The organism is Caulobacter sp. 05T431 (genome assembly GCF_056665975.1).
In genome coordinates this window covers 172,464-185,593 of the sequence record NZ_JBFTKU010000002.1, presented here as the reverse complement: position 1 = coordinate 185,593, position 13,130 = coordinate 172,464, and the positions used below count along the sequence as shown (strand labels likewise).

Genomic DNA, 13,130 nt, shown 5'->3' with positions numbered 1-13,130 from the left:
GGTTTCCCCGAGCCTTCCTGCTTTGAAATTGATTGTCCGGCAGGCTGCGACTAGCTGGCGTCGCAAGGATGCTCCGGCTTGTCCCAAACGATTGGCCCAGGCCTATCATCGCCGTAGTAGGCCGACCCGGCCATGACTAGGAAGCGTTGGTTACCTGTGTAGCCGCCGTAGCTATTCTTGGCGTTTACTAAGCCGCAGACCCGTTGTTGCATTTCCGCGCCAACAACTCGTAGCTCGGAGAACTGCGCCGATCCGGGGTCTTTCAGGCCGGCCTTCACTACCGCCACAGCGTCTGGGATCGCGGCCTCATCCTGCGCGGCCACTGCGCGCGTGAGAGCTTCCTGTTCCCGCCGCCGCTCTAGAAACGGCCACACCGCCAGCGATATCACAACGGCGGCCATCGCCACGATGACCGCCGCCACACCGAACCATGCACGCATCGGAAGTCCTCCCCAACCGGAGCGCGAGGGTATGCGCCAAGGTCGGGGAGCTCAAGCCTCGCGCGGTTCGGGGTAGCAGCTGGCGACGAACAGGCCGTCGACGTCGAGGATCACCTGGCGTTCCCAGGGGGCCAGATAGTGGCCGGTGTCCTCCTCCCACACCCGGATCTCCAGGCGCGTCAGCCTGGCCACCGCCATGCCGTTGACGGACCTGGTCTTGTTGAGGTCCGAGAAGTGGGTCCAGAGGTGGGCGCCGAGCCGCGGCAGCGTGGGGATGCTGTCCAACTCGGCTAGCGCGTCGACGTCGCCGGATCTCGCCAGCGCCTCAAGGTGGTCTCGACGAGGGGCCCGGAGCTTGCCCTCGCCCTCCATAGTGTTAAGGGCGAACTGGACCCGGGCGTACTCGACTACGCCGTCGGCGAGGCGCCGGTAAAATTTCCGATGTTCGCCGACTGCTTGGTGACCTGGTCGGCCAGCTGCGGGTTCGACTTGATCAGCAGCAGGGCGTTTTCCTTGCTCCAGGGCTCCTTGATGCCCTTCCAGCCGACCAGCCGCACGGCCGTCAGCTTCTGCGTGAACTCGATGTCGACCTCGACCGGGGTCACCGGCGGGGCGCCGATGCCGGTCTGCATAAGCTCCCGCTGCGCGTCGGTGGCGCGCCGTTCGTTGATGATGCGGTTCGTCTCGTTCATGACCGTCTCGGACTGGGCGCCGAGCACCAGCAGGGTCACGCCGGTTTTCGTGCCGTCGGGCCGCAGGAACGGGAACTCGAAGGGCGTGTCGGCCTGCTTGCGGGCGTTCAGGTCGGACAGCGAAAACTCGTCGACTTTGGTCATGGTGGGGTGTCCTGAAAAGGCGACCGGGCGCGACCCGGCCGTAAAGTTGAGGGGGGACGCGTACTGGTGTTGGCCGGGCCGATTAGGCCAGGCTGTCTTGGACCGACATGATGGTCTGCAGGTTGGCCAGGGCCGCGCCGCCGGAGCCGTTCAGCTGGGCCGTAAACGGATAGGTGCGGATGATTTCCTTGGCCTCGCCGTCGTCGGGGGCGTCGCCGAACACCTTCACGGCGATCAGGTTGAACACCATGAACTCGGCCGCGGCGGCCGAGCCGTCGGTGACCGGCAGGATCAGTTGAATGACCGTCTGCTGGTCGTAGATGTCCTGGATCAGGGTGTTGTAGAACTTGCCGGTGAAGCTGCCCGACACCGCCACCTCGCCCCGGATCTGGTCGGAGATGCTGTTGGAGCCGACCTCGGGCTCGCCGGGCTGGATGCTCCCGTCGATCGAGAACTGAGCGCCCGTGATCGGCGTGACCACGCCGTTCACGATGATCAGCGCGTTGACCGCCGTCAGCACGTTGGAGGTGGTTTCCGTGGCCGGCGCGGTGATGGCCTGCGCGGTGCCGCGCGTGCGGCCCAGACCGGGCACATCGAAGCTGATCGTCGCATTGCCGGTCGCCGGGATGGTGACGTCGGCCTTGGCGATCTTGGTGTCGGTGAACAGCTCCGACTTCGTCAGGTCCGAATACCACTCTTCGACGGACCAGTACTCGTTGACGTGGCCGGTCATCGGCGTCCAGGCCTTCTTACCCGGGACGGTCACGGTTGCGCCGGTGATCGGGCCCTCCGGGACCAGCGCCGAGTTGTTCAGAACCCGCACGCCGATGCTGAGAGCCGTGACGCTGACCACCAGCAGGTTCTTGTTCAGGTTCGCGGCGTTGAAGCCGCCGGCGGTGAGGCGGACGACATCGCCGATCTTGATGCCGTCGGTCAGGTACGAGCCGGTCGCGCGGCCGACGGGATAGACCCCCGACGCGACGGCGCCGATGGTGATCGACGCGGCCGTGATCGCGGTCGTGGCGGCGAACAGCTTGCGCAAAAGCGAGCCGATGAGCAGCGCATAGGTGCCGGCCGACAGCAGGCAGTCCAGCTTGCCGGTCGTCTTCTGGATGCCGGCATTCGAACCGGTCGACATCTGGTGCGACACGATCTCGTTCGACTCGAAGGTGTCGCGGGTCAGCGTGAAGACCGAGTTGGTCCGACGCATGATCTGACCGCCGGTCGTGGCGGGCGTGCCGAGCGCGGATTGCTTGGCGAACACGGTCTGCTTGAGAAGGCCCTGGGCGGATGCGGGCATGGGATCAGCTCCTTATGAGACGAGGGAACCGGACCCACGCGGGCCGGCATGGGTGGGCCGCCGCCAACCGGCGGACGGTGGGCGCTGCGTGACGCAGGGCTTTGGGGGTGGGGCTAGGACCGGAAGCGGATCCTGACGGGCACGACGTAGCGGTCGGTCCCGTCGTCGGAGTAGCCGCCCATGATCTCGGGCGTGCCCCAGACCCGGACGGTCTGGCCGGAGGCGGTCAGAGTCCGGCCATTGAAGAAGGCGGAACGGATGGCGTCGGCGCGCACCCCGGCGTCGCCAGGTCCGCCGCCGGGCGGGAACATCAGGTCGACCTGCATGAAACCGCGATCGACCGACGGCGCGCCGATCTCGCTATCGTCGGGCTCGGCCAGGCGCAGGGTCACGCGCTGGTAGGCGACGTCAGCCGTGGGGGTGAACCCCTTGTTCTCCCAGGCTGTCTGATCGGCCCAGCCCAGGGCGATCAGGGCGGTCTCCAGCGCGGCGCGAAGGGCGACGGTGCTCATCGTTCGGCTCCCAGGACCCCGAGGCCGGCATAGGCGTCCGCCGCGGCGCCGACGATCGTGTTGAACTCCATGACCGTCAGCCCGACCATGCCGAACGGCGCCTGCTTGCTGGAACCGCGCTCCAGCGGCAGGGCGTAGGGCAGGTTGTTCGAGAACCAGTGGACACGGCCCATGGAGGCGCCCTTGGCGGGCTTGATCCGGTCGATCGACACCTGGCCGGACTTGTCCTCGGCTTCGGTCTTCTGGGTCGGCCGGCTCTCGGCCGCGTAGAACCAGTTCGCCCGGAAGCGGCCCGTCTTGACCGGCGACTTCAGGACCAGGCGCGTGCCGATGTCTAAGACCACCTTGCGGACCACGAAATCGGCCTTGTCCTCGGCCTTCGCGGCGAAGCGGGTCAGCGCCAGCTCGAACGGGCCCATCAGGCGGCCTGCTGCGTCGCGCGCAGCTGCAGGGTGAAGAGGACCGGCGTCCCGGCCGGGGCGATGGGATCGGCCTTCTTGACCAGCCAGACCGAGGCGTCGGCGAAGGTGACCGTGTCGTCGACCGCCGGCTTGCGCGTCGCCGTGCCGTCGATCGCCACCGGCGAGACGTGCAGCTTCTTGTCGCCGGCAAGGATCGAGGTCCCGTTGACGTGGAAGGCGCTGTAGGCCTCCTCGACGCCCATGACCGCCTGCGTCGCCGGCGCGGCGCTGGTGACCTTCCCCGTGGTCGGGTCATAGGTCCCCGAGGCCGACACGTCGCCAGCGGCTGCGATCGTGACGGGCTGGCCGTCTGTGGTCAGCAGCTCGGCGGCCGTAGCGGCCATGTCGTCGTAGAAGTCGCTCACGCGACGCCCACCCGCGCGCGGTCGACGATCACCTTGGCGATCCGGTTGGGATCGACCTTGGCGCCGAGCACGGCCGCGACGATCGCCGCACGGACAAACAGGGTCGACCACCACGGCAGGGTGATGGTCAGCTTGGAGATGGTGGTAGCCATGGCGGCCTCCTAGCCTCGGAAGATTTTGACGGCGCCCGCGCCTCCGCCGAGCAGGAAGGCGCCGAGGCGGTTGTCGATGGCCCGATAGGTCTTAGTCGCCCGGGAATAGTCCTGATATTCGACCTCGACCGGGCCGACCTTCTTGCGCTTGAGGGCCTGGGTCTCGTCGGGCATCAGCGGGCCGGCGGCCGCCTTCAGGGCCAGCTCGGCGCAGACCTGGGCGACGAGGGCCGGGACCGCGTTGTTGGGATAGTAGGTGACGGTCCAGGCTGCCCCGGGCCCGTCGCGCATCGGCACGAAGTCGCGAGGCCAGTCGAGCGCCTGGGTCGAGGTCACGCGGCGGCCGGCCCAGCGCTGATGGTAGACCTCGACCATGTAGTCGGTGGCCTTGCGGAGCAGTTGCTCGCGGATCGTGTCGCTGGCCAGGGCGGCCCAGGCCGCGTTTCCCCGGTTGGCGTGATAGGTCGTCGCGTCGGTGACGGAGATGTAGCTTTCGGCGTTGGCCAGGCCGGAGCCGTTTTCGACCACCAAGGGCATGATCAGGCTCCTCTCGACTGGTTGATCGCCAGCGTCTCGATCATCGCGAGCTTGTCGCGCAGCCAAGCGTGGCGTTCGGGCCCCTCCATCCAATCGGACCAGAGGCAGATCGACCCGTCGGCGCGGACCAGCGCGACAAGGGCGGCCTCTGCCGGGACGATGGCCTTGATGACCCGTCGGATCGACAGCTCGTCAGACTGGACGTCCGTGCTGCTGAAGGTGTCGCTGGTTGCCGGTTCCGGCTCGGCCGGCGTATCCGGCAGGCGCGCGCGCCAGTCACCCTCGGTGACCTCGTTGCGGCAGGAGGCGCACTCGACGACGCCATCGGCCCGCAGATAGTGGGTCATGCAGCCACAGCCGCACGTCCACACCACCTTGGGATCTTCCCGCTTCGGGAACGTGATGACGTCGCCAGTCACGGCTTAGGCCTCGCCGCCTTCGGCGCCGGCCGCGCGTCGGGCCAGCTCGGCGGTGATGACGCCGTTGGCCTGTTCGGCGGTCAGGGTCTCGTCGCTGTCGGCGATGGCCTGAGCCATGGCCACGCGCTTGGTCCAGTGCAGATCCTTCCAGCCGTCGGCGATCTCCACCTGGGCGGCGGCGTTCAGCGGCGGCATGACGGTCGCCGGATCGATCTCGGCCGCCGCAGCTTCCGGCGATTGGGTAAGGCGCTCGATCGTCGCGGCCAGGCGGCCCTCGCGGTCGGCCTCGGGCAGGTCGTTCCAGGCTTGGACGCTCAGGCCGCTCTCGGTGAACGACGCCCGGACCACGCCGCCCAGCTGCACGCGCAGATCGCCGATGGTCACGATGGCGTCGAGGACGCTGGAGCCGTAGAGCGTGTCGTCGGCGCCGACGTCGGAAACGCCCTGCTCCAGCGGAGCGGCGGGATCGGCCGGCGGCAGATCGACGGCCGGGGAGTTGATGGCGGGTTTGCCGGCGAGCAGGCCCTCGAACAGGTCGTCGCCCTCGTCGCGGCGCTGGCGATAGCGCTCCATCGAGAACAGCGCGTCGCGCAGATCGTCGTCGTCCAGCCGGTCCATGTCGGCTTTGAAGCCGTCGGTCAGGGCGGTGATCAGCGCCAGGCGCGACCAGCCGTCATAGGGGCCGACAACGGGGATGGGCGTGTCGTCTCCCTCGAAGCGCTCGTGAATGGCGGGATCGAAGTCGACCGCGTTGATGATGGCGAAGCTGTCGCCGGCCACGACGCGAATGGTGGGGCAGAAGTCGCCCATGGGATTGCTCCAGATCTAAAGAAAAGGGGCCGGGCCGAAGCCCAGCCCCACACGAATGGCCGGCCGAGGCCTAGCCGATGGGCATGGCGATGAACTCGCCGTTCACCGCCATGAAGCCCCACGCCAGGTGCAGCTCCCAGGTCCGCTGACCGTATTGCGCGATGTCGAGCATGAGGTAGGTCATGCCCTTGTCGTCGCTGACCAGCATCTGGGTGATCGTCGGGTTGGCGGGCATCAGCGGCGGACGCAGCACGCCCACGACCGCCGAACGCTCGAAGGCGAGGTTGGCGGTGTAGTTGTTGCCGACGGTGATCGCCACGTTGTCGGCCACCGCCACCCGCAGGCCCGGCGCGTTGAGCGTCAGGGTGGTGCCCGACAGACCCGCCGCGACGTACTTGTTGGTGTCGCCGGCGAAGGTGACGACGTCGCCCGGCAGAACGGTACCGGTGCCGGTGTCGACTTGGATCGCGGTCGTGCCGACCGGATAGCCGGCGCCGTTGTTCACCAGGTAGCCCGAGCCGGTGCCCTTGGTGTGCAGACCGATGCCGGCGCTCTCCGACAGGCGGAAGCCCATCTGCGGCAGGAATTCGCCGGTGCGGCGCTCGGTGTCGCCGCCAGCCTGATAGGCGTTTTGCAGGACGCCCAGGTTGCGCAGGTTCAGGCCAGCGTTCGTGTCGAACACCATCTGCATCTCGGCCTTGGGCGCGCCGTTGTCGACCAGGATCTTCCGCGAGTTGGTGAGCGCGGTCAGATCCGAGGCGAAAGGCGTGGTGCCGGCCGTGCCGAAGGCGCGCGAAGCGCCGATCTTCACGGCCAGGGCCGCGTCGACCTCGGCTTCGTTGCGCAGGGTGCGCATGCCCTGCTGAAGCAGCTGGCTGACCCAGTCCTGCGAGATCGTGGCGTTCTCCAGCGAACGTTGCTGCTCGCCGGTCAGGTGCCAGTCGACCTTTCGCGACTTGGTGATCGTGACGTCGATCGCCGAGCCGGTGGCGTCGGTGCCGGTCGAGGTGGTGTTCGACGGGGTGAAGTCCGACGCGGCGCGGGTGGGCGCGACGTCGACCTTCACCTTGTCGCCCTTGGCGACGCCCTTGTCGTCGAAGCTGGTGTTGATCGCGCCGACGACGCCAAACGGCTCGGCAGCGACGATCTTGGCGGCGCTGAACAGGATCGGCGCCAGAGCGGTCAGAGTATTGGCCATAGGAATGCAAGCCTTTCAGGGCTGAAGGTGTTGAGGGAGGGGGGACTTGGGAGGGTCATCCGACCCGGAGCACCGACAGCCCATCCAGGCGTTCGGCAGGTGCGCGTGTGGCCTGGCCTAGTCGACCAGGGTGACGCCTTCCGACATCCTCGCGGCCCGGGCCTTGGGCTCGAGCGCGTTGAAGTCGGCGGTCTTCATCGTCTTGGCCCCGGCGCCGCCGGAGCCGCCATCACCAGCACCACCACCGGCGCCGGTCTGGCCTTTGAGGATGTGATCCTTGTGCGGGTAGACGCCGACGAATGTCTCAATGACCTCGTCGAAGCTGGCGACCTCACCCGGGCGGGCCAGGGACAGGATCTTGTTGCCCGCCGCGTCGAGGCCGACGACCTGGCCGCCGTCGACCTTCAGGCGGTCGCCGTAGAGGGTCTTGATCAGGTCGATGCCGGCCGGGGTCAGCTTCTCGGCCGCGAACTTCGACATGGCGAAGCGATTGCCGATGGTTTCCTTGTTCAGGGCGCCGCTCAGATCGCCGTTGGTCTTCTCCGCCGCGGCGAGCTTGTCCGCGTAGGGCTTGATGGCGGCCTGGATGGCAGCGTCCATGTCGCCGGCCTCGACCAGCTTCTTGGCGTCGATCTTCGACAGCTTGTCGATCGCCTCGCGGGCGGCGGTGGCGTCCAGGCCTTCGAACAACTTGAGGGCCTTCTCGGCGTCTTCCTTCGCCCGGCGGTGGCCCATGGCCTCGCCGTTCAGACGCGTGATGGTGGCGGTCGTGCCCGGAGCGTCGAACGCGATCTCGGCGCCGTCGTCGCCGATGTAGACGGGCTTGCCGTCCTTCACCTCGGCGAAGATCGCGCCGTCCTTCTCGATGGTCTTGAGCTTCATGGTCGTGGCTTTCTCCGGCATCCGCCGGCGGCTGTGGGCTATCCCGCCCGAGCGCCCCGCCCTTCCAGGCTGCGGGCATGAAAAAACCCCGGCCGGTGAGGGCTCGGGGCTGGTCGTCGCTGGTCCCTTGGGCGCGGAGGCTGTAAGCGCTTCGAGGTCAGCGAGGAGGGGAATTATGCGAGAAGAGGAAGTGAAGGTTGGGGCGCGGACGTTCTGGCTGATCCAAAACCTCGACGGCCACGACAGGACCTGGCGGTTTCACATCAGGGAGAACGGCCAGATCATCCGGCGAAACATCGCCGACGTGTCGGACGAGATGGAATACGACGCCAAGGCCCAGGGCTCACCGAGCCCGTGCGCTGCCGTTTTCCAACACCTCAAGCTGGAGCTGCTAGCAGGCCGATTGCCTTAGAGGATCAGGACGCGCTCGCCGTTCGTCAGGCAGGCCACGCAGATCAACGCCTTGGTCCCGCCGGTCGGCTTGCCGTTGCGCAGCAGGATCCCGGTCTTGGTCTCGATGAACTCCCGACCCGAGCAGCGCGGGCAGTCCAGCATCTCGTCGGGCTTGGCCGTGGCCTTCATGCGCCGGCGCGACGCGGTCACCGGCGTCTCCGGTGGCGGCGTGCCGTCGATCACATGGAAGCGGCGATCAACCACGCCGCACCGATAGCAACAGCCGAGCACCGCAAATGAGACCGGCCGTCGACACGGCCGCGACAGTGGCGAGGGCCACTGGACCATGCCAGACGCCAAGAACACCGACAGGCCCGCAGATCGCGCCGACGGTTCCGAGGATGATGACGATGGGCTCGCGGTTACGATCCATGACGAGACTATAGCCCAGCCTTGCGGAAAACGGCAGCGTCCCGGGCCCGGAGCTGGTCCAGGGTCAGCCAGTCCCCACGCGGCGAATACATCTCCTCGAGGCTGAGCCCGCCCTTGCGCAGCAACTGGCCGCGCTCGGGCCCGAGAATGTCGTCCTGGCGCGCCGCCGACTGCCTGGCCAGCCATTGGCCATACGTGGTCTCAGCCGGGACCTGGCCGTCCATGGACGCGCGGGTCCCCGGCGACAGCTCGTCGATGTCGATCCCGAGTTCGCGGTAGCTCTTCGTCACCGGCGCCGAGCAGGACCGGCAGCAGAAATGCAGACGCCCTGGACCCTGGCCCCACGGGATGCGGTGACCGATCGGCTTGTGGGCGCTGTCGGCCGTGTAGTGCTTGCCGTCGCGGATCCGGCACATCGGGCTAGTCCTGCCGTCCAGGGTCGAGACCCAGGCCAGCGCGTCGATGATGTCGGCGTTGGCTTCGTGGACCTGGTCGCGGGCGATGGCGGCGGTGTGGCTGAGGGCGGTCCTGACGACGCTCTCCAGCTCGCGGCGTGGGCGTTCGAGGAGGCCGTCGCGATACTGCAGGGCGCGCGTGCCCCGGATGCTGCGGATGATCTCGTCGGTGGTCTTGCCCTGGACGAAGCCGACCCGCACGGCGTTGCGGATCAGCGTCATCCTCGCGGCGGGGACTTCGGCCGCCCAGGTCCGGAGCAGCGCACCCTGGAACGGGCGGGACAAGGCGGCGGCGTAGACCTGGGCCGGCGCGACCCGGAACAGTTGGATCTTGAGCAGGATCTCCTCGGGGATCGCGTGCTCCAGCGCCTGGACCTGGTAGCCGGTCTCGTATCCGGCCAGGGCCTCCATCTCCTGCGGCAGGGCGTCGAACACGGCCCGATAGGCGTCGGCGTTGAGCTGCCGCACCGAGGCGATCAACTGCTCCAGCCGCTCGACCGAGAACGAACCCTCCGGCACGCGCTCCAGGGCGCCGGTCAGCTGGGCGATGAGATCGGCGTCGACCTTGTTGAGGAGCGCCATCATTCGCCGGACCACGCCGGTGCTGTAGCGGTTGAGGTCGATGGCGTGGGCGATCGCCTCGTTGAGAAGGCGTTCGTTCGCGGTCTGCACGGTCAGGCGCCGGCCGCGACGTCTTCAGGCGCGACGTCGTCCTCGGTGATCGTGCCGAGGCCTGGCCCGCGCGCGGCGGCCGCCCGGACCTCTTCGTCTGCATCGACCTCGGGCGAGAGCGTGCCGCGGCGCTGCAGTTCGAGGATGGCGGTCTTCGGCTGGATCAGGCCCGACGCTTCCGCCGACAGGATCAGCTGGGCCGAGGCGTCGGTCAGGTTGGCCGCGCCGAAGTCCTTGTAGAGCGTGGCGTTGCCGCCAGTCGCCAAGTTCGCGTAGGCGGCCATGAACTGCAGGGCCTGGTCGATGCTGTCCTCGAACCCCTCGGTGATCCGCTGCAGGTCCGACTTGTTGGCCTCGGCGTCATTGGCGCTTTCGGTCGCGCTGCGGTCGCCGGGTTTCTTGACCAGCAGCTCGGCGCCGGCCTGGATCATCTGTTCCTCGAGGGCGGCCAGTTCGTCGCGCCCGACCTTCACCGACTCGGCCGAGCCCTGGACCACCTTCACGTCGCCGCCCGTCTGGACCGTCAGGGCGTAGTTGCTGCTGGCGACCAGCGGCTTGTCGGGATCGCCGCCGATGAGGACCAACATCCGCTTGCGGGCGAACCGGGCGCTGTCGTCCTGATCGCTCTCGTCCTGCCAGTGCTTGACGTTGAGGTACGCCAGGTCGAGCAGGGGCGAGACGCCGACCATGAAATCCAGCCGCCAGCCGTAGATGGGCACGAAGGGCACGACCGGCAGGCCTGAGACGCCCTCCTCGAAGATCTTCCACTTCTCCGCCACGCCCTCGGCGCCGTCCTCCTTTTCCCAGACGGTCCACTTCCCGGGCTCCAGAACGCGGACCCGCTGGACGACCTTCTCGCCGTAGTCGCCGTCGTCGACCGTGGCCGTCTCGGCCAGACGAAGCTGCGTCGTGATGGTGGCGCCATTCCGACGCTCCACCTTCCAGCCGAGGATCTGGCCGTGCCGGACGCGGACGAAATAGGGGCGTATGCCCGCCTCCTTCTCCTCGGCCTTGGTGACAACCCGGTCCTTGGCGATCGGCTTAGGCGCCTCGACCAGGATGCCACAGAGCCCGAAGGCCAGGGCCTCGGCCGCCATCTCCCAGGCGAAGGTGTGCAGGTTCACGCCGCCCCGGTCGATGTCGTCGGACCAGGTCTTGATCTCCGCCGGCGTGTCCTTCGACAGGGTCAGGGGTTTGGAGAACGGCTTGCCCGACATGACCGACACGGTGCGGCGAAAGGCCGGGAACAGGGTGGCCTTGGCGATCCGGGTCTTGTGGTCGGCCGGATCCTCCATCTCGAACTTCGGCATCAGCGTCGCGCCGGCCGCGCGCATCGCAGGCGTCCCCGCCATCAGAGCCTCGAGCATCAGCCAATCGCAGGCCATGCGATCGACCTTGGCCGACCGTTTCCCAACCCCGTCGGACATCGGACCTCCTAAAAGCGCAGGGGCGCGACCTGAACCGCGCGCGAGGTGACGGGGAACTCGGCCTCGACGTAGTAGCCGAGGCCGTCGGAGATGTGCGTCAGGGCCGGGGTGGCCTTCTTGTCCAGCTCGCCCGAGCCGCCCTTCAGCAGGACGACGCCCTCGAGGTCCTTGACCACGTGCGGCGCCTTGGCCGGGTCGACCATCATGCGGATCTCGCCGGTCGAGGACTTGAGCCGGCTGTTCATCGCGTTGAGGCGCGCGCGCTCGGCCGGGTTGGATGGCTTGACCTTGAAGGTGACGCGATCGCCGAAGTGGGCGCGCAGCTCCTTGCGGATCAGATCCCAATCGCTGCCGTCGACCTTAGCCGACCCGCGCGAGCCGCCGGTGGCGTCCCCGTAGCAAACGACCCGGCCGCGATGCTCGCCCCAATCGAGGATCAGGCGCCGGCATACGGCCGGGGTGTTCGAGTTGGCCGGGATCCAGACCTCGCCGATGACGCCGGTCCCGGTGATTGGCCTGTCGAGCAGCTGGACCCCGTTGGCGTCGCGCTCGTACTGGCCGGGGAGGCGCTGCTCCTGACAGACGGCGGCGACGCCCGGCTCGACGTTGAAGTCGAAGCAGAAGACCAGCGTGGCGTCGGGGTTGTAGCCGAGCGAGGCGGTGTGGGTGGCTTCCAGGAACGGGTAATAGGCCCGGCCCGTGAAGTTGATGAAGCTGGCTTCATATTCCTGCTGGTAGACCAGCTCATCGAGGAGGCGCTTGGCCGAGGCGATCTCGGCCGGGTCGAGGATGTCAGACGAGAACCAGGTCCAGAACGCCCACTCGGGGTCATCGCCCTGGGCGTACTTGGCGATGTCGTAGTAGTGGTTGCGCCCCTCGGGCACGCCGATCAGGTCGCACCAACCGCGGCGGTCGGACAGCGCCGGACGGACGTTCTCCCCCCAGGCGCCGGGCTTCATGTTGGCGAACTCGTCGAGGATGCCGCCGTCCCAGGGCCGGCCCTCGATCCGCTCGGGCTTGTCCATGCCGAGGACCCAGATCTCGGCGCCGGTGATCAGCGGGATCTTCAGCTCGGTTTCGCTGGGCGCCGCCGCCATCAGCGAGCGCGGGATCATCGCCTTGAGGTCGGCCCAATAGATCGCCTTGGCCTGGTCGCGCGTCGGCGCGGCGGCGAAGAACCGGGGATCGTCGTAGTCCGTGCCCTTCAGGGCCCGCTTGATCAGCTTGCGCTTGGCCCGCTCGGTCTTGCCGCTCCGACGCCCGGCCGGGACGACGTTGAACCTGGCCGTGCTGGCCATCCACGCCTTCTGGACCGGATGCGCCCGCAGCGGGTAGCAGCGCTTAGGCAGCAGCATCGTCGGCGTCCGCGTCGAGGGCTTTGACCAGCTCGCGGATCTGCTGGGCGGCATCGGCCGCGTTGATCCCGCCCTCCTCCTTGCGGTTCTCGCCGTAGCGGCGCGGGTCCCAGCGCGCGAGGAGCTTCAGGCGGGTTTCGATCTGCAGCTTGCGATGGCCGAGCATATCGGCCTTGCGGACCTCGCGCTCGGTCTTGCCGCCCTTGCCCTTCGTCAGCGTCTCGCGCCCGATCAGCGGCGTGTCGGCGATCCGGAGACATTCGGCGGCGATGGCGTCGTAACCGTCGTCGCGTGCGCGCGCGAAGTCGGCGGAAAAGGCCTGATGAGCGTCGCGCCAATCGCTGACGGTTCGCACCGCAGGCATGTGGGGATCGCTGCAGATGTCGACGAGCGGTTCGCCTGTGGAGAGCCGGTCGCAGATCTCGCGCCCAAGCTCCTCGGTGAAGGTGCTAGGCCGCCCCATGTGGGACATCCATGCGAAAGG

At 67.9% G+C, this 13,130-nt stretch carries 19 protein-coding genes; 1 reads left to right on the top strand and 18 read right to left on the bottom strand.

What is annotated here, in order from left to right:
• Nucleotides 1-50: 50 nt before the first annotated feature.
• The 13 genes from AC1U89_RS02545 to AC1U89_RS02485 all read right to left on the bottom strand — a co-directional run bounded on the left by AC1U89_RS02545 (nucleotide 51) and on the right by AC1U89_RS02485 (nucleotide 7,912).
• Nucleotides 51-440 carry a hypothetical protein gene (locus AC1U89_RS02545; protein ID WP_479898098.1) on the bottom strand — a complete coding sequence of 130 codons (390 nt, stop codon included), beginning with the start codon at nucleotides 438-440 and terminating at the stop codon, nucleotides 51-53.
• Between the two features lie 51 nt (nucleotides 441-491).
• Nucleotides 492-725 (bottom strand): phage tail assembly chaperone, encoded by a 234-nt coding sequence (locus AC1U89_RS02540; protein ID WP_479898097.1) that lies wholly within the window; start codon nucleotides 723-725, stop codon nucleotides 492-494.
• A 122-nt stretch (nucleotides 726-847) separates the two neighbouring features.
• Nucleotides 848-1,276, bottom strand: a complete 429-nt coding sequence (locus AC1U89_RS02535; RefSeq protein WP_479898096.1) for a hypothetical protein — start codon at nucleotides 1,274-1,276, stop codon at nucleotides 848-850.
• An 82-nt stretch (nucleotides 1,277-1,358) separates the two neighbouring features.
• On the bottom strand, nucleotides 1,359-2,576 hold the full coding sequence (locus AC1U89_RS02530) for a phage tail tube protein (protein ID WP_479898095.1): 1,218 nt from the start codon (nucleotides 2,574-2,576) through the stop codon (nucleotides 1,359-1,361).
• 113 nt (nucleotides 2,577-2,689) lie between these two features.
• Nucleotides 2,690-3,088, bottom strand: a complete 399-nt coding sequence (locus AC1U89_RS02525) for a phage tail terminator-like protein (RefSeq protein WP_479898094.1) — start codon at nucleotides 3,086-3,088, stop codon at nucleotides 2,690-2,692.
• Nucleotides 3,085-3,507: a hypothetical protein gene (locus tag AC1U89_RS02520; protein ID WP_479898092.1), complete on the bottom strand. Its 423-nt coding sequence runs from the start codon at nucleotides 3,505-3,507 to the stop codon at nucleotides 3,085-3,087. Before AC1U89_RS02520 ends, AC1U89_RS02525 begins: the two co-directional genes overlap by 4 nt.
• Nucleotides 3,507-3,914: a hypothetical protein gene (locus tag AC1U89_RS02515; RefSeq protein ID WP_479898091.1), complete on the bottom strand. Its 408-nt coding sequence runs from the start codon at nucleotides 3,912-3,914 to the stop codon at nucleotides 3,507-3,509. Before AC1U89_RS02515 ends, AC1U89_RS02520 begins: the two co-directional genes overlap by 1 nt.
• On the bottom strand, nucleotides 3,911-4,066 hold the full coding sequence (locus tag AC1U89_RS02510; RefSeq protein ID WP_479898090.1) for a hypothetical protein: 156 nt from the start codon (nucleotides 4,064-4,066) through the stop codon (nucleotides 3,911-3,913). Before AC1U89_RS02510 ends, AC1U89_RS02515 begins: the two co-directional genes overlap by 4 nt.
• Before the next feature lie 9 nt (nucleotides 4,067-4,075).
• Nucleotides 4,076-4,603, bottom strand: coding sequence for a DnaT-like ssDNA-binding protein (locus AC1U89_RS02505; protein WP_479898089.1), 528 nt, complete (start codon nucleotides 4,601-4,603; stop codon nucleotides 4,076-4,078).
• 2 nt (nucleotides 4,604-4,605) lie between these two features.
• Nucleotides 4,606-5,022: a hypothetical protein gene (locus AC1U89_RS02500; protein WP_479898087.1), complete on the bottom strand. Its 417-nt coding sequence runs from the start codon at nucleotides 5,020-5,022 to the stop codon at nucleotides 4,606-4,608.
• Between the two features lie 3 nt (nucleotides 5,023-5,025).
• Entirely contained in the window at nucleotides 5,026-5,832 is an 807-nt protein-coding gene (locus AC1U89_RS02495) for a hypothetical protein (protein WP_479898086.1), read from the bottom strand.
• Nucleotides 5,833-5,902: 70 nt separating this feature from the next.
• Complete coding sequence (locus AC1U89_RS02490) at nucleotides 5,903-7,030, bottom strand: major capsid protein (RefSeq protein ID WP_479898085.1); 1,128 nt, start codon at nucleotides 7,028-7,030, stop codon at nucleotides 5,903-5,905.
• A 117-nt stretch (nucleotides 7,031-7,147) separates the two neighbouring features.
• The gene (locus AC1U89_RS02485; protein ID WP_479898084.1) at nucleotides 7,148-7,912 is read right to left on the bottom strand and encodes a DUF6651 domain-containing protein; all 765 of its coding nucleotides are present in this window, start codon (nucleotides 7,910-7,912) and stop codon (nucleotides 7,148-7,150) included.
• Nucleotides 7,913-8,087: 175 nt separating this feature from the next.
• Between AC1U89_RS02485 and AC1U89_RS02480 the strand changes: the two genes are divergently transcribed.
• The gene (locus AC1U89_RS02480) at nucleotides 8,088-8,324 is read left to right on the top strand and encodes a hypothetical protein (RefSeq protein WP_479898083.1); all 237 of its coding nucleotides are present in this window, start codon (nucleotides 8,088-8,090) and stop codon (nucleotides 8,322-8,324) included.
• Here the strand turns inward: AC1U89_RS02480 and AC1U89_RS02475 are convergent.
• The 5 genes from AC1U89_RS02475 to AC1U89_RS02455 all read right to left on the bottom strand — a co-directional run bounded on the left by AC1U89_RS02475 (nucleotide 8,321) and on the right by AC1U89_RS02455 (nucleotide 13,109).
• Nucleotides 8,321-8,569, bottom strand: coding sequence for a hypothetical protein (locus AC1U89_RS02475; protein ID WP_479898082.1), 249 nt, complete (start codon nucleotides 8,567-8,569; stop codon nucleotides 8,321-8,323). The genes AC1U89_RS02480 and AC1U89_RS02475 overlap by 4 nt on opposite strands.
• Before the next feature lie 176 nt (nucleotides 8,570-8,745).
• Nucleotides 8,746-9,864 carry a phage minor head protein gene (locus AC1U89_RS02470; protein WP_479898081.1) on the bottom strand — a complete coding sequence of 373 codons (1,119 nt, stop codon included), beginning with the start codon at nucleotides 9,862-9,864 and terminating at the stop codon, nucleotides 8,746-8,748.
• Between the two features lie 2 nt (nucleotides 9,865-9,866).
• Nucleotides 9,867-11,291, bottom strand: a complete 1,425-nt coding sequence (locus AC1U89_RS02465) for a DUF4055 domain-containing protein (RefSeq protein WP_479898080.1) — start codon at nucleotides 11,289-11,291, stop codon at nucleotides 9,867-9,869.
• A gap of 8 nt (nucleotides 11,292-11,299) precedes the next feature.
• Nucleotides 11,300-12,646, bottom strand: a complete 1,347-nt coding sequence (locus AC1U89_RS02460) for a hypothetical protein (RefSeq protein WP_479898079.1) — start codon at nucleotides 12,644-12,646, stop codon at nucleotides 11,300-11,302.
• Complete coding sequence (locus AC1U89_RS02455) at nucleotides 12,633-13,109, bottom strand: terminase small subunit-like protein (RefSeq protein WP_479898078.1); 477 nt, start codon at nucleotides 13,107-13,109, stop codon at nucleotides 12,633-12,635. The genes AC1U89_RS02460 and AC1U89_RS02455 overlap by 14 nt, the downstream gene beginning before the upstream one ends.
• Nucleotides 13,110-13,130 lie beyond the last annotated feature (21 nt).

Coding starts and splice junctions, on each gene's coding strand:
- AC1U89_RS02545 (WP_479898098.1), bottom strand. CDS start 440: ATGCGTGCATGGTTCGGTGTGGCGGCGGTCATCGTGGCGATGGCCGCC.
- AC1U89_RS02535 (WP_479898096.1), bottom strand. CDS start 1,276: ATGACCAAAGTCGACGAGTTTTCGCTGTCCGACCTGAACGCCCGCAAG.
- AC1U89_RS02530 (WP_479898095.1), bottom strand. CDS start 2,576: ATGCCCGCATCCGCCCAGGGCCTTCTCAAGCAGACCGTGTTCGCCAAG.
- AC1U89_RS02525 (WP_479898094.1), bottom strand. CDS start 3,088: ATGAGCACCGTCGCCCTTCGCGCCGCGCTGGAGACCGCCCTGATCGCC.
- AC1U89_RS02520 (WP_479898092.1), bottom strand. CDS start 3,507: ATGGGCCCGTTCGAGCTGGCGCTGACCCGCTTCGCCGCGAAGGCCGAG.
- AC1U89_RS02510 (WP_479898090.1), bottom strand. CDS start 4,066: ATGGCTACCACCATCTCCAAGCTGACCATCACCCTGCCGTGGTGGTCG.
- AC1U89_RS02505 (WP_479898089.1), bottom strand. CDS start 4,603: ATGCCCTTGGTGGTCGAAAACGGCTCCGGCCTGGCCAACGCCGAAAGC.
- AC1U89_RS02495 (WP_479898086.1), bottom strand. CDS start 5,832: ATGGGCGACTTCTGCCCCACCATTCGCGTCGTGGCCGGCGACAGCTTC.
- AC1U89_RS02490 (WP_479898085.1), bottom strand. CDS start 7,030: ATGGCCAATACTCTGACCGCTCTGGCGCCGATCCTGTTCAGCGCCGCC.
- AC1U89_RS02485 (WP_479898084.1), bottom strand. CDS start 7,912: ATGAAGCTCAAGACCATCGAGAAGGACGGCGCGATCTTCGCCGAGGTG.
- AC1U89_RS02480 (WP_479898083.1), top strand. CDS start 8,088: ATGCGAGAAGAGGAAGTGAAGGTTGGGGCGCGGACGTTCTGGCTGATC.
- AC1U89_RS02465 (WP_479898080.1), bottom strand. CDS start 11,291: ATGTCCGACGGGGTTGGGAAACGGTCGGCCAAGGTCGATCGCATGGCC.
- AC1U89_RS02460 (WP_479898079.1), bottom strand. CDS start 12,646: ATGCTGCTGCCTAAGCGCTGCTACCCGCTGCGGGCGCATCCGGTCCAG.
- AC1U89_RS02455 (WP_479898078.1), bottom strand. CDS start 13,109: ATGGGGCGGCCTAGCACCTTCACCGAGGAGCTTGGGCGCGAGATCTGC.